This window comes from Dehalobacterium formicoaceticum (assembly GCF_002224645.1).
In the GTDB taxonomy this organism is placed as follows: domain Bacteria; phylum Bacillota; class Dehalobacteriia; order Dehalobacteriales; family Dehalobacteriaceae; genus Dehalobacterium; species Dehalobacterium formicoaceticum.
Window position 1 is genome coordinate 929,660 of the sequence record NZ_CP022121.1, and the last position, 13,363, is coordinate 943,022.

The 13,363-nt window shown below is 46.5% G+C and carries 16 protein-coding genes and 1 pseudogene; all 17 read left to right on the plus strand.

What is annotated here, in order from left to right:
• Positions 1 to 55: 55 nt before the first annotated feature.
• The 17 genes and pseudogenes from CEQ75_RS04565 (at position 56) to wecB (ending at position 13,216) form a co-directional block, all read left to right on the plus strand.
• The gene (locus CEQ75_RS04565; protein ID WP_089609276.1) at positions 56 to 907 is read left to right on the plus strand and encodes a M23 family metallopeptidase; all 852 of its coding nucleotides are present in this window, start codon (positions 56 to 58) and stop codon (positions 905 to 907) included.
• An 87-nt stretch (positions 908 to 994) separates the two neighbouring features.
• Positions 995 to 2,263 (plus strand): radical SAM family protein, encoded by a 1,269-nt coding sequence (locus tag CEQ75_RS04570; protein WP_242965376.1) that lies wholly within the window; start codon positions 995 to 997, stop codon positions 2,261 to 2,263.
• A gap of 101 nt (positions 2,264 to 2,364) precedes the next feature.
• Entirely contained in the window at positions 2,365 to 2,568 is a 204-nt protein-coding gene (gene rpmE / locus CEQ75_RS04575) for a 50S ribosomal protein L31 (protein WP_089609277.1), read from the plus strand.
• Positions 2,569 to 2,723: 155 nt separating this feature from the next.
• Positions 2,724 to 3,794, plus strand: coding sequence for a peptide chain release factor 1 (gene prfA, locus CEQ75_RS04580; protein WP_089609278.1), 1,071 nt, complete (start codon positions 2,724 to 2,726; stop codon positions 3,792 to 3,794).
• Positions 3,791 to 4,672, plus strand: coding sequence for a peptide chain release factor N(5)-glutamine methyltransferase (gene prmC / locus CEQ75_RS04585; protein WP_198306638.1), 882 nt, complete (start codon positions 3,791 to 3,793; stop codon positions 4,670 to 4,672). The genes prfA and prmC overlap by 4 nt, the downstream gene beginning before the upstream one ends.
• Before the next feature lie 4 nt (positions 4,673 to 4,676).
• Entirely contained in the window at positions 4,677 to 5,240 is a 564-nt protein-coding gene (locus tag CEQ75_RS04590; protein ID WP_089609279.1) for a chromate transporter, read from the plus strand.
• 23 nt (positions 5,241 to 5,263) lie between these two features.
• Positions 5,264 to 5,785, plus strand: coding sequence for a chromate transporter (locus tag CEQ75_RS04595; RefSeq protein ID WP_089609280.1), 522 nt, complete (start codon positions 5,264 to 5,266; stop codon positions 5,783 to 5,785).
• A 52-nt stretch (positions 5,786 to 5,837) separates the two neighbouring features.
• Positions 5,838 to 6,853: pseudogene (locus tag CEQ75_RS04600) on the plus strand (L-threonylcarbamoyladenylate synthase).
• 42 nt (positions 6,854 to 6,895) lie between these two features.
• Entirely contained in the window at positions 6,896 to 7,624 is a 729-nt protein-coding gene (locus CEQ75_RS04605; protein ID WP_089609281.1) for a ZIP family metal transporter, read from the plus strand.
• A gap of 60 nt (positions 7,625 to 7,684) precedes the next feature.
• Positions 7,685 to 8,269, plus strand: a complete 585-nt coding sequence (locus tag CEQ75_RS04610) for a manganese efflux pump MntP (protein WP_089609282.1) — start codon at positions 7,685 to 7,687, stop codon at positions 8,267 to 8,269.
• A 13-nt stretch (positions 8,270 to 8,282) separates the two neighbouring features.
• Positions 8,283 to 8,759 carry a low molecular weight protein arginine phosphatase gene (locus CEQ75_RS04615; protein WP_089609283.1) on the plus strand — a complete coding sequence of 159 codons (477 nt, stop codon included), beginning with the start codon at positions 8,283 to 8,285 and terminating at the stop codon, positions 8,757 to 8,759.
• Positions 8,760 to 8,831: 72 nt separating this feature from the next.
• Complete coding sequence (gene rpiB / locus CEQ75_RS04620) at positions 8,832 to 9,317, plus strand: ribose 5-phosphate isomerase B (RefSeq protein WP_089609284.1); 486 nt, start codon at positions 8,832 to 8,834, stop codon at positions 9,315 to 9,317.
• Between the two features lie 86 nt (positions 9,318 to 9,403).
• On the plus strand, positions 9,404 to 10,654 hold the full coding sequence (locus tag CEQ75_RS04625; RefSeq protein ID WP_089609285.1) for a serine hydroxymethyltransferase: 1,251 nt from the start codon (positions 9,404 to 9,406) through the stop codon (positions 10,652 to 10,654).
• 49 nt (positions 10,655 to 10,703) lie between these two features.
• The gene (gene upp, locus CEQ75_RS04630) at positions 10,704 to 11,336 is read left to right on the plus strand and encodes a uracil phosphoribosyltransferase (RefSeq protein ID WP_089609286.1); all 633 of its coding nucleotides are present in this window, start codon (positions 10,704 to 10,706) and stop codon (positions 11,334 to 11,336) included.
• An 8-nt stretch (positions 11,337 to 11,344) separates the two neighbouring features.
• The gene (locus CEQ75_RS04635; protein ID WP_338031999.1) at positions 11,345 to 11,830 is read left to right on the plus strand and encodes a deoxycytidylate deaminase; all 486 of its coding nucleotides are present in this window, start codon (positions 11,345 to 11,347) and stop codon (positions 11,828 to 11,830) included.
• On the plus strand, positions 11,796 to 12,104 hold the full coding sequence (locus CEQ75_RS04640; protein WP_089609288.1) for a MazG-like family protein: 309 nt from the start codon (positions 11,796 to 11,798) through the stop codon (positions 12,102 to 12,104). Before CEQ75_RS04635 ends, CEQ75_RS04640 begins: the two co-directional genes overlap by 35 nt.
• On the plus strand, positions 12,104 to 13,216 hold the full coding sequence (gene wecB, locus CEQ75_RS04645) for a non-hydrolyzing UDP-N-acetylglucosamine 2-epimerase (protein ID WP_089609289.1): 1,113 nt from the start codon (positions 12,104 to 12,106) through the stop codon (positions 13,214 to 13,216). The genes CEQ75_RS04640 and wecB overlap by 1 nt, the downstream gene beginning before the upstream one ends.
• Positions 13,217 to 13,363: the final 147 nt, after the last annotated feature.

The following is a 13,363-nucleotide window of genomic DNA, read 5'->3' on the forward strand; positions in this document are numbered from 1 at the left end:
TTTCTTTTATTTGTTAAGCATATAGGACGAGTGGTTTTAGGAAGGAGTGTTTTTTATGCGTAAAGCCACAAAAAATACCTGGGCAGTACTGATTTTAGCTGCGATGATGATGGTATTTGTTCCTATGAATGCTCTGGCTGAAAACAAAACAAATGAAGGTGATTATCGAATCGCTCATTCCGTGGCAGCGGGTGAGACTTTGAAAAGTATTTGTCGAAACTACGGTTGGGATATAGAATTGGTAGCGGCGATGAACAACCTGGATCCGGAAGCATCTTTGAGTCAGGAAATGGTTGTTTATATACCCCGGGAACCGGAAACTAATTATATGCTCCAGGCAGGGGACACCTTATGGAGTATCGCCCAAAGAAACAGCATTAATGTGGATGTGCTGGCCAAGCACAATCAGTTACCGGATCCCACTCATTTAAAAGCCGGTGATATGATTCGTATCCCTGATGAAAGTCAGGAAATCCGAGAGCCTGTCCGGTTGGCCGACGAAAAAAATCTTGTTAAAATCGCCTCCCGTTCCTTAAGCGACTTCCTGATGCCGGTAATCGGGGTAATCAGTTCTCCTTATGGGCCGCGGAAAAGCGGCAGTCATCATGGCACAGATATTGCTGCCGAAGCGGGAACGCCGATTCTGGCAATCAAATCCGGCGAGGTAACCTTTGCGGGATGGCGGCCCATTTACGGTTATGCTGTCACCATCGATCACGGAGATGAGGTAAAAAGTGTTTATGGCCATGCTTCAAAACTCTTTGTTAAAGAGGGTCAAAAAGTCAAGCAGGGGCAAATCATCGCCAAGGTAGGTAGTACGGGAAGATCCACCGGTCCCCATTTACATTTGGAAGTTCATGTGGGAAAAAAGACGGTAGATCCGATGCGTTATTTCGAAAAAATCTAGATTAAACTTGACAGCTGGCTGAGCAGTAACTTAAAGTAAAGGCGATAGGAAACTATCGCCTTTACTAATTTGAGGAGCTGATTGAGGGTGCCTGATTTGCTTTTTGCCCGTGCTAACGGTGAATTATTGGATTTTCCCGGCTTAAAAATGGCGGGCCGGATGGGAGATTCTTTCGTTAAGCCCGCCAGAAAGGAATTAATTCCTCTGCCCGAGGGTGCTTCTTTGACAGCACTGCCCGGTCGGGTTCCTGTGGGTGTAGATAAAAAGACCGGCGCATTTATCAAGCTGACACATAATCCCTATCGCCGGGGGAAAGAAAAGGTTTGGGCGGTAGGGGCTCTGCTGCCTCAAGGCTTTACCCGCACTTTGATACCGGCATTTGGTACCTCCGGGGAACAAAAAAATCTGCCTCTTTTAGGATATACCGGGGTTGGGATCTATCAAGGACGCCTCATGGTGGCAGCCATCCAAACAGACGAGCATGAACCTTGGCATCCCAAGCATTATAATACCAGAGATTTAGCAGCCAGAATTCGCCGGAGACAGCAAAAATTCCCTCATAACCGTTTGCTGCAACAATTGGCAACCTGCTCTCTGGAATATGGCTGTTTTACCGCTCAAAACATTTTTTATGGCCGATGGGAAGGGGGCCTTCCTGTTTCTCCCCAATGTAATGCTGCTTGTATCGGCTGCATTTCTTCTCAGCCATCGGAATGCTGTCCTTCTCCGCAACGGAGATTAGATTTTGTACCCTCAGTCTCAGAGATTGAAGAAATTGGGGCAGACCATCTGAAAAAAGGGGAAAATGCCATCATCAGCTTTGGACAGGGGTGTGAGGGTGAGCCTTCTCTGCAAGGTGGACTGATTGCAGAAAGCATTAAACGAATCAGAACCAGGACAGACTGTGGAACCATCAATATTAATACCAACGCCGGAGATCATGGGAACATCAAAAAAATTATTAGCGCCGGTCTTGATTCTATGCGCGTAAGCTTGATCAGTCCAACCCCGGAGGTGTATGATGCATATCATCGGCCGGGAGATTACGGATTGGAGCAGGTTCGTTCCTCTCTAATCGCTGCAGCTGATGCCGGGGTCTATACTTCCTTGAACTTACTGACCTTCCCTGGTTTTACAGATGATGCGAAGGAAGTGGCAAGCTTGATTTCCCTGATTAAAGCCACCGGGGTAAAAAAAGTACAGTTCCGTAACCTAAACATTGATCCGGATCAATTTATGGCACTTCTTCCTGCAAAAAAATATCAACCGATGGGCATCCCCAGGATGATTGAGCATTTAAGAAAGGAAATTCCTCACCTGGCCATCGGCAATTTCTCCCGGTCGGTGGCGCGATAATTCGATAATTTCTTTTCTCTTTACAAATGAAAGGGTTCATGCTATAATATGGCACGTTGACAGTTTTGTGGTTAAGTTAGGTAAGAAAAGAGGTGACGGGCATGAAAGAAGGTATTCATCCAAAATTCCAACAAGTGGAAGTTGTTTGTGCATGTGGAAATAAGTTTACTACCGGATCTATAAAAAATGGTATTAAGGTAGAAGTTTGCTCTCAATGTCACCCCTTCTACACAGGCAGCAAGAGATTGCTGGTGGAAGAAGGCGGGCGTGTTGATAAATTTAAGAAAAAATATGGTATGAAATAAGAAGCAGAGCCTAAATGCTCTGCTCTTTCTTTTCCAGGATTAACAGGTTTCCTGGTATCTGGGGCAGTTAGGATAAAGGATAAACTTGCCTGCACCACCGTAGTTAGGTATAATAATTTTTGAATGAAAAATCGACTCGTCGATGAGGTGAAAATATGATAGAGAAGCTCCAGGCATTGGAAGATAAATATGAAGAACTGACCAAGTTAATCAGTGACCCGGAAGTAATCGCAGATCAATCGGAATGGAAGAATCTTGTCAAGGCGCATTCTGATTTGGAAGATGTGGTAGCTGTTTTCCGGGAATACAAAAAGGCTCAATCAGGTTTGGACGATGTGCGGTCCATGCTCAATGAAAAAATCGAAGATGATCTGCGTGAGATGGCAGAGTTGGAAGAAGATGAGTTGAAGGAACAGATCGAAGAATTGGAAAAGAAGCTTAAGATGTTGCTCTTGCCCAAAGACCCCAATGATGATAAGAATGTAATCGTAGAAGTGCGTGCAGGGACCGGTGGAGATGAAGCGGGACTTTTTGCCGGGGATTTGTTCAAAATGTATTCTCGTTATGCGGAAAAAAACCATTGGCGTTTGGAAATCCTGGATGCCCATTACACAGATCTGGGCGGGTTTAAGGAAGTCATTTTTTTGATTGAGGGTAAAGGGGCATATAGTAAGCTAAAGTATGAAAGCGGTGTGCACCGGGTACAGCGGGTTCCCGATACGGAAACCAGCGGCCGGGTTCATACCTCTGCCGCCACAGTAGCGGTGTTGCCGGAGGCAGAAGAAGTAGAGGTGGATATTAACCCCAATGATATCCGGGTGGATGTGTTTTGCTCCAGCGGGCCCGGGGGGCAGTCCGTCAATACAACCCAGTCTGCGGTGCGTATTACCCATCTACCCACCGGTCTGGTTGTCTCCTGCCAGGATGAAAAGTCCCAGATTAAGAATAAAGAAAAAGGGATGCGGGTTTTACGCGCCCGGCTATTGGAAAAATATCAGGAAGAACAGCAGGGTGAGATGGCCAGCACAAGAAAAACTATGGTTGGCTCCGGTGACCGTTCCGAACGGATTCGCACCTATAATTATCAGCAAGGACGGGTTACCGATCACCGTATCGGACTAACCTTGCATAAATTGGACTGGATACTCCAAGGAGAGTTGGATGAGATTATTGAAGCTTTGAGCACCACGGATCAGGCCGAGAAACTGAAGCAGGTAGATGCGTGATAGATAAACCTAGTTTAAAAATTGCGGAGTGGCTTTCTTGGGGAGATAAAATGCTCCAGGAGGCGGGCTTGGAAAATTCCCGGCGTGAGGCCGAGCTTCTGTTGGCAGCTGTGCTGGAGATATCTTTTACTCTTCTTTTAACCCGACTGCAGGAAGAAATCAATCCCTTACAGGGAAAAGCATTTCAAAAACTGATTTTGCAGCGTCAAAATCTGGAGCCCCTCCAATACCTGACCGGCGTGCAGAATTTTATGTCTTTGGATTTTGAAGTCAATGAGGCGGTCTTAATTCCCCGATGGGATACGGAACGTCTGGTGGAGTTAGCCCTGGAACAGCTGAAAGACAACAGCGCGCCCTTGGTGGCGGATGTGGGCACAGGAAGCGGGGCTATTATCGTCAGTCTGGCAAAATACTTACAACGGGGACATTTTTTTGCCATCGATATTTCACCGGAAGCCCTTCAGGTGGCGGAAAGGAATGCCAGGCGCCATGGCTTGGCGGAGGAAATTACTTTTTTGATCGGTGATCTATTAGAACCCTTATTAACCCCGGCGGGGGATGGAAGGATGAAATTTGATCTGGTGGTTTCCAATCCGCCCTATATCCCCATAGCAGAGATCTATTCTTTGCCCTCTGATGTGCAAAAGGAGCCCCATCTGGCCCTGGCCGGAGGGGAGGACGGATTAAGCTATTACCGCAGGATCCTGCCTCAGGTAAAAGAGATCCTTAAACCGGGGGGGCAGGTTTTACTGGAAATAGGTTGGAATCAAGGGGAAGATGTGTGTGCTCTCTGTCGCAGCAACGGCTTCGTAAACATTTCTGTAACTCGTGATTTCGGAGGAAGAGATCGGGTGGTTTCTGCTTCCTTCAGGGGGTGAGAATATGCAAGAAGAAAAGATTAATGAACGACCCACTCCAGGTAAACGCTTGTGGTGGGACATTTTTTTAACCTTTTTTAAAATCGGCGCCTTTACCATCGGCGGCGGTTATGTGATGGTGCCTTTCATTGAGAAAGAGATTGTGGAAAAGAAAAAATGGATGAAATCGGAAGAATTTTTGGATATGCTGGCGATCGCCCAAAGCGCCCCCGGGGTTCTGGCTACTAATATCGCCGTCTCATCCTGTTATCAGATTGCCGGTATTCCCGGTGCTGTTTTTGGTGCTTTAGGAGCAGCCCTCCCTTCTTTCATGATTATTATTATCATTGCCATGTTTTTGTTAAATTTTCAGGATAACCGCTATGTGGCAGGCTTTTTTTATGGAGCTGCTCCGGCGGTAACCATGCTTTTATTCTTAGCCGCCATCAACATGGTAAAAGGAGTGGTGAAAGAGCGGGCCGGAATGTTTGTTCTGGTCTTGGGTTTACTGGGACTCATTGGATTTGGAGTGCATCCTATTTTAGCAATTTTAATCGCGGTAGTTTTTGGAGCTTTTTTCTATAAATAAGGAAATAATGAGGATAAAAGACGATGGAAATCCTGGAATTATTTATAACCTTCTTTAAAATCGGCTTATTTTCCTTCGGAGGAGGCTATGCCATGATTCCTCTGATGGAAAAGGAAGTAATCAATATTCATCATTGGCTTTCTTTATCGGAGATGGTGGATGTGATTACCATTTCCCAGATGACCCCCGGTCCCATTGCCATTAATTTGGCCACCTTTGTGGGCTTTAAAACCGCCGGTTTTGGAGGTGCCCTTTGCGCGACCCTGGGGGTGATGCTGCCATCCTTTGTTATTGTACTCTTTATTGCCCGGTCTTATGAGAAATTCAAGGAGCTGGATGTGGTGCGCCGCGTTTTCCAGGGGATTCGACCTATGGCTGTGGCCTTAGTGGGCAGTGCCACCTTTTTAGTTGCCCAGACGTCTTTGATCGATGTTAATACTATTTTGATTGCCCTGGGGTCATTATTGGTTTTAAAATTCACGAAAATTTCTCTCATGGGTGTCATTATTATCGCCGGGGTTTTCGGCATCATTTTATATCCTTAAAAATGGAGATGACGGTGTGCAAACAGAATATATAAAACTTGATCCGGAGCATATGGACAAGGCGGCTTTAAAAAAAGGTGCTTTGCTTTTGCGGCAGGGAGAGGTAGTGGCTTTCCCCACGGAAACAGTCTATGGTTTAGGAGCCAATGCATTGGATCCTGCGGGGGTGGATAAAATATTTTTGGCTAAAGGACGACCCGGAGACAATCCTTTAATTGTCCATGTGGCTCATCCCGACCAATTAAAGCCTCTGGTGACGGAAATTTCCTCTGGGGCATATGCTTTAATGGAGCGGTTTTGGCCGGGCCCCTTAACCTTAATATTTCCCAAGAGCACTTTGGTACCTTCTAATGTGACGGGGGGGCTTAATACCGTGGCTCTGCGTATGCCCGGGCATCCTGTAGCCCTGGCTCTGCTTCAGGAAGCCGGGGTGCCTGTTGCGGCACCCAGTGCCAATCTTTCCGGCAAGCCCAGCCCCACAGTGGGTGAACATGTTTGGAGCGATCTGATGGGGAAAATTCCTCTGATTCTGGATGGAGGAGAGACCCAATATGGTGTAGAATCTACTGTTTTGGATTTGACTACGACTCCTCCGATGATTTTAAGACCGGGGGGCGTCACCCTGGAAGAAATTCAGGAAGTTATCGGGGAGGTTCGTCAAGATCCGGCTCTTAAAGAAAACCAGCCTCCCCGGTCTCCGGGGATGAAATATACCCACTACGCACCGGAAGCGGAGGTTTTGATCATGGAGGGATCAGAGCAGGAAATAACCTCTCTCATCGTGAACCATTATCAAAGACTAGTAAAAACAGGGCAAAAAATCGCTCTTTTAGTATCTGAAGAAACTGCTCGGGAGTTGGAGCATCAGCTGGTGCCGGATTATTTGGAGATTTTAGGTCCAAGGAAAAATTTATCTCTTGTCGCCCATCGTCTTTTTCCGCCCTGCGTCACGCGGATCTCCACAGTGTTGACTTGATTTTAATCGAGGCCTTTTCGGATCAGGGCCTGGGGGCGGCGGTGATGAACCGCATGCGCAAAGCGGCGGGAAATAAAGTACTAAAATCATAAAAATTGAATAATTTTGAAGTAAAATGCATTGGCGAGGGCAATATGGAGAAAATTATCATCTATAGCGGGTTGGCAGGATTGGCCACATGTCTCGGCGGTCTGCTTGTCATCTGGGTGCGTAATCCGGGAGAACGTTTTTTGGCCTCGACCTTAGGTCTCGCGGCAGGGATCATGTTTGGCGTAACGATCTTGGATTTGCTTCCCTCAGCCTGGATATTTGGCACACCCACTAAGTTTTTTGCCGGCCTTGGCAGCGGTATCCTATTCATGAGGCTTTTGGATGCCATCTTGACCCAAACCACGCCCCGGCTGCCCCGTACCCGGGACCCCATTCATTTCCTGCACATGGGATATCTGGTGGCAATCGGGATTGCCCTTCATGATTTGCCGGAAGGGATGGCCATTGCTGTGGGTTATGAAGCGACGGAAGAATTAGGTTTAATCATTGCTTTAGCCATTGCCTTACATAATATCCCGGAAGGGATGGCCATTGCGCTGCCCTTAAAAATTGGCGGCGCCAAGGCAAAAACCATAATTTTCATTGCCCTTTTGGCCAGTTTTTGCACTCCTTTGGGCACCTTGGCAGGGTTGGTTTTAATTTCTTTTTCCAGGCATTTTATTTCTTTTTTGTTGGCAGCAGCAGCGGGGGCGATGCTGTATATCGTTTTTGCCGAACTGGGACCTGAGTCCAAACGGAGACACCCAAATTTCGCCAAATTGGGTGCCGTCTTGGGCATGCTTTTGATTGGCTTGCTTTCACTCCCTGTTTAAGGGGTGAAAGATATGATCCCAATCATGATAATAATTTAAATTTTTGCGGAGGACAAGATCTTGGGTTTATGGACACTCCTTTTAGTAGCGCTGGCATTGGGAACAGATGCCTTTGCTTTAGCTATCGGTATTGGTGTGATCGGCATCAGCAGAAAAAAGATTATCATCGTTTCTCTGGTCATTTGTTTATTTCATATTTTTATGCCCTTAATCGGTTTGGGGATCGGGCAGCTTTTAGGTGGTTTAATTGGCAATCTGGCTGCGGTAATTGGGGCGGTCGTTTTAATTTTTATCGGTTTAAACATGCTTTGGGAGGTATTTAAAAATCGCCGGCGCATTATTTCTTTTTCCCGGGGCAAGCAGGAACAGAATCTTAAAGGGAAAAAAAACAGATCTGTGGATTCCTTTTGGGGCTTGATGATGCTGGCCGCCAGTGTGAGTATTGATGCCTTAAGTGTAGGTTTCGGATTAGGGGCTTTAAAAGCTCAGATCTTTCAAACCGTCATCGTCTTGGGTGTGGTGGCAGGTCTTATGACGGCCACTGGTTTTCATCTCGGACGAGGATTGGGGAGTCGCTTGGGAGAACGGGCAGAGATTATGGGAGGAATCATCTTAGTGGCAGTGGGCATTAAACTGCTTTTTTAAGGGGGAATAAAAAATGGACAAGCCGATCAGAATTATTTTTGTATGTACGGGAAATACTTGCCGGAGCAGTATGGCAGCAGAGCTTGCCCGGGCTAAAATACGGGACGCGCAAATGGGCGAAAACGCTGTCATCATTGAGTCTGCGGGAACCGGTGCCTTTGATGGGAGCCCGGCTTCTCCCAAAGCAGTGGAAGCTTTAAAAGAAAAACAGTTAGATTTGTCCGGCCATCGTGCCCGGAGAGTCACTCTGGAAATGTTAAAAGAGGCGGATTATATCTTTACCATGACGCTGCTGCAAAAACAGCAGATTTTGTACCTATATCCGGAAGGAGAGGGGAAAATTTTTGCTTTAAAGGAATTTGCCTTTGAAATTTCCTTGGGCGACCTGAACATTGATGATCCCTATGGCTATGATCTGGATTATTATCGTCAATGTGCCCAACAATTGGAAGAGGCAATTTCTAGAATGCTGGCGAAAGTTCTTTGTTGAACAATGAAGGAAAATGTATTATTTTGTTGAATTACACTAAGTTGAAATAATCAATGCATTGAGGTGAGAACAATGAAAATTGCCCTGGGCAGTGACCATGGGGGTGTGAGGCTAAAAAACTGCGTAAAGGAATATTTGCAGCAGGAAAACATTGAATTTAAAGATTTCGGTACCTTTAGTGAAGATTCCATTGATTACCCGGATATCGCCCGAGAAGCGGCGGAGGCAGTAGCCGACCGATTATTCGATCGGGGTATTTTAATCTGCGGCACGGGAATCGGGATTGGGATTGCAGCCAATAAGGTGCCTGGGATACGGGCGGCACTTTGTCACGACACTTTTTCCGCTCGAGCTTCCCGGGAACATAATAATGCCAATATTCTTACCATGGGAGAACGGGTGATTGGGCGGGGTTTGGCCTTGGAAATTGTGAAAGCCTGGCTGGCAGCGGAGTTTACCGGTGGTCGGCACAACTGTCGCATCGAAAAGATTTCGGAGATTGAAAAAAAATACAGCCTGAACCGGGGGGATGATTCTCGCAGCTTGAAGAATGAATAAACCAGCAACCAAAAGAACCGTCCCCTCGGTGGGCGCCCCCCTTGGTTGGTTAATGCAGACATAATAGAAAGGATGTAGCAAAGGGAATGAATAATATTGCATGTGTAGAAAAAACTGATCCGGAAATTGCCCGGGTTTTACAATTAGAACTTAACAGGCAGCGGCGCAAAATCGAAATGATCGCTTCTGAAAATTTTGTCAGTGAAGCCGTCATGGCTGCTCAGGGTTCTGTTTTAACCAACAAGTATGCGGAAGGTTATCCCGGTAAAAGATATTACGGTGGCTGTGAATTTGTTGATATGGCAGAAGATTTAGCCCGGGAAAGGGCAAAAGCCTTGTTCGGAGCGGAACATGTGAATGTACAGCCTCATTCCGGTGCTCAGGCCAACACAGCCGTTTATTTTGCCATGTTGAATCCCGGAGACGTGGTATTGGGCATGAACCTGGCCCATGGGGGTCATTTAACTCATGGCAGCCCTGTCAACCTTTCCGGCAAGTACTTTAAGTTTGCATCTTATGGTGTGGATGAGAAAACAGAGCAGATTGATTATGATCAGGTGCGTAAAATCGCTTTAGAAGCCCAACCCAAACTCCTTGTCGCCGGGGCCAGTGCTTATCCCAGAATCATCGATTTTGCCCGGTTAGGGGAAATTGCCCGGGAGGTGGGCGCGAAATTCATGGTAGATATGGCTCATATTGCCGGTTTAGTAGCGGTAGGTCTTCATCCCAGTCCCATACCCCATGCGGATTTTGTCACCACCACCACCCATAAAACCTTGCGCGGGCCTCGGGGAGGCATGATTCTTTGCCGCGAAGAGTATGCGGCCGCCATTGATAAAGCTGTTTTTCCCGGTATTCAGGGAGGACCTTTAATGCATGTGATTGCCGCCAAAGCGGTGGCTTTTAAAGAAGCTTTGGAGCCCGGTTTTCTGGACTATCAGCGTCAGGTATTAGCTAATGCCAAGCTTTTGGCCGCGGAACTGACTAAATATGATTTCAGAATTGTCTCCGGGGGCACGGATAATCATTTGTTACTGGTGGATTTAAGAAATAAAGGATTGACCGGTAAAGAAGGGGAACATATTCTGGATGAAATCGGCATTACAGTGAACAAAAATTCTATTCCCAATGATCCCATGGGTCCTATGGTTACCAGCGGACTGCGTATCGGAACGCCGGCAATTACCACCCGGGGCATGAGAGAGGAAGCAGTGAAAACCATTGCTTACATTATTCATAAAGCCCTTTCTTTTAATCAGGATCCGGCTGAATTGGCAGCAGCAGCAGATCTGGTGCAAACCTTAACGGAGGAATGCCCCTTATACGAGTCGATTTAGATCAGCTGAGGCAAGGGACCATTTCAGATCATGAAAAAGGGGGAGCAAAATGGCGAAGGTTCAGGTTTTTAATCATCCATTGGTGCAGCACAAATTAAGCATCCTCAGGGATGAAAATACAGGGATTAAGTCTTTTCGGGAATTGGTGGAGGAGATCACTATGCTGATGACCTATGAAGTGACCCGAGACTTTCCCACCCAGGCAATTGATATTCAGACGCCTGTTGCCACCGCCCGCGCCCAGATCATTTTCGGGAAAAAGGTGGCGATTGTGCCGATTTTACGGGCAGGATTAGGGATGGTTAATGGAATTCTGAAATTAATTCCTGCTGCCCGGGTAGGCCACATCGGCTTGTATCGGGATGAGGAAACCTTGCGTCCGGTGGAGTATTTTTGTAAACTGCCCAACGATATTAATGAAAGAGAAGTCATTGTGGTGGATCCCATGTTGGCAACAGGAGGATCTGCCGCTGCAGCTATTGGCTTTTTAAAAGATCGGGGTATCCCGCATATCAAGTTTATGTGCCTCATCGCTGCCCCGGAAGGGATTGCTGCTGTTCATGAAGATCATCCTGATGTGGATATCTATACGGCGGCAGTAGATTCCCATCTTGATGAAAAAGGATATATTATTCCCGGTCTGGGGGATGCAGGAGATCGGCTTTTTGGCACGAAGTATTAAAGGATGACATGATGAGAAAAAGTTGGGAACAATATTTTATGGAGATTGCCCATTTGGTGGCTTCCCGATCAACTTGTTTAAGACGTGCTGTAGGTGCGGTGGCGGTGAGCGGGGATAATCGCATTTTAGGGACAGGATATAATGGCGCTTTGCCGGGAGCACCTCATTGCGATGAGGTGGGCTGTATCAGAAATGAACTGAAGATACCTTCCGGCCAGCGGCAGGAAATCTGCCGGGCTCAGCATGCTGAGGCCAACGTTTGCAATTTTGCCGCGCGTCATGGGGTGGCTCTTGACGGAGCGACCGTTTATGTGACTACCCAACCGTGCACTACCTGTATTAAGGCCATGGCCACCAGTGGGGTGAAACGGGTAATCTTTGAAGGGGATTACCCGGATCCCTTTGCTCGCCAGCTTGCTCAGGAGGTTGGCCTGGAATTGATCAAAATGGAGGGTCATCATGGAAACGAAAACCATCAGTTTGCCGAAACTTAATAATCTTGCACCAACCATGGAATCGACTGCCCTGAAGCTGATGGAGGAAACAGGAGAGTTAGCTCAAGCCATCGGGAAATTTCGGGGCTTAAACGGAGAAGAAATTACTGTGGACGAAGGTGATGTGATCAAAATGATCGCCGATGAATTACTGGATGTAGCCCAAACAGCCGTTTCCATGATGTTTGTCATTGAAGAAAAATATCAGGTCGATATTGATGGGGTCGTGCAGGAGCATATTGAAAAGTTGATCAGAAAAGGATATATAAAATAATGTTAAAAGTTTTATCTGTTTTTGGTACGCGTCCGGAAGCCATAAAAATGGCCCCGGTGGTTCAGGAGTTACAAAAATTCCCGGAAAAAATTCAATCGAAAGTGGTAGTAACCGCTCAGCATCGGGAAATGCTGGATCAGGTGCTGGAGCTTTTTCATATTCAGCCGGACTATGATTTGAATTTGATGCGCCATGGTCAAACCTTATACGATATTACCTCCCGGGTACTGTTAGGCTTAAGGGATATTCTAAGTCAAGAAAAGCCGGATCTGGTGCTGGTGCATGGAGACACCACCACTACTTTTGTGGCGGCTTTGGCTACTTTCTATCAGCAAATCAAGGTGGGTCATGTAGAGGCAGGGTTAAGAACCGGTAATAAACTTTCTCCTTTTCCGGAGGAAATGAATCGTAAAATGACCGGAAGTCTGGCAGATTACCATTTTGCGCCGACAGAAACTGCCAGGCAGAATTTGTTAAGGGAGAATGTACCGGGAGAAATGATCGTAGTTACCGGGAACACGGTGATTGACGCTCTGCTTGCTACGGTTCGTCAGCCTTATCAATTTACCGGTTTTGGCATGCATGAAGTAGATTGGACAAAAAAAATTATTCTTCTTACCTGCCATCGTCGGGAGAACTGGGGAGTTCCCATGAGGGAAATTTTTACTGCAGTGCGCAGGGTTAAAGCTGCCCGGCCAGATACGGAAGTAATCTTTCCCGTCCACAAAAACCCGGGTGTGCGAGATTTGGCGCATCAAATTTTGGGCAAAACACCTGGCATTCATTTGGTGGAACCCATGGATTATCAGCCTTTTGCTCATTTAATGGCTAAAAGTTATTTGGTGCTTACAGATTCCGGGGGGATGCAGGAAGAAGCCCCTTCCTTGGGAAAACCTGTTTTGGTGTTGAGAAATACCACAGAAAGACCTGAGGCGATGGAAGCGGGAACGGTAAAATTGGTGGGGACGAATCAGGATATCATTTATCAGGAGACCATGAGACTCTTCGAAGATGAAAGATCATATCGGGCAATGGCAAATGCTGTAAACCCTTACGGAGACGGCACAGCTGCCCTGCGCATTGTTCAGTCCATCTTAGACTCTTGTGATTAGTAATTTTTCATCTTAAAAGCAGTAGGCAAAAAAACAAACGGATCGCATTAATTTTAACTTGTACATCTGCCCTTGAAAGCATAAGATTATACATGATATAATTAATTATTATGATTGTTTCGACAGTTTATTTCTATTTTTAGATGA

Excerpts from the sequence above, each read along its gene's own strand:
- rpiB (WP_089609284.1), top strand. The coding sequence starts at position 8,832 with ATGAAAATTGCCCTGGGCAGTGACCATGGGGGTGTGAGGCTAAAAAAC.
- CEQ75_RS04590 (WP_089609279.1), top strand. The coding sequence starts at position 4,677 with ATGCAAGAAGAAAAGATTAATGAACGACCCACTCCAGGTAAACGCTTG.
- prfA (WP_089609278.1), top strand. The coding sequence starts at position 2,724 with ATGATAGAGAAGCTCCAGGCATTGGAAGATAAATATGAAGAACTGACC.
- CEQ75_RS04595 (WP_089609280.1), top strand. The coding sequence starts at position 5,264 with ATGGAAATCCTGGAATTATTTATAACCTTCTTTAAAATCGGCTTATTT.
- CEQ75_RS04625 (WP_089609285.1), top strand. The coding sequence starts at position 9,404 with ATGAATAATATTGCATGTGTAGAAAAAACTGATCCGGAAATTGCCCGG.
- CEQ75_RS04635 (WP_338031999.1), top strand. The coding sequence starts at position 11,345 with ATGATGAGAAAAAGTTGGGAACAATATTTTATGGAGATTGCCCATTTG.
- rpmE (WP_089609277.1), top strand. The coding sequence starts at position 2,365 with ATGAAAGAAGGTATTCATCCAAAATTCCAACAAGTGGAAGTTGTTTGT.
- wecB (WP_089609289.1), top strand. The coding sequence starts at position 12,104 with ATGTTAAAAGTTTTATCTGTTTTTGGTACGCGTCCGGAAGCCATAAAA.
- CEQ75_RS04565 (WP_089609276.1), top strand. The coding sequence starts at position 56 with ATGCGTAAAGCCACAAAAAATACCTGGGCAGTACTGATTTTAGCTGCG.
- CEQ75_RS04615 (WP_089609283.1), top strand. The coding sequence starts at position 8,283 with ATGGACAAGCCGATCAGAATTATTTTTGTATGTACGGGAAATACTTGC.
- upp (WP_089609286.1), top strand. The coding sequence starts at position 10,704 with ATGGCGAAGGTTCAGGTTTTTAATCATCCATTGGTGCAGCACAAATTA.
- CEQ75_RS04640 (WP_089609288.1), top strand. The coding sequence starts at position 11,796 with ATGGAAACGAAAACCATCAGTTTGCCGAAACTTAATAATCTTGCACCA.
- CEQ75_RS04605 (WP_089609281.1), top strand. The coding sequence starts at position 6,896 with ATGGAGAAAATTATCATCTATAGCGGGTTGGCAGGATTGGCCACATGT.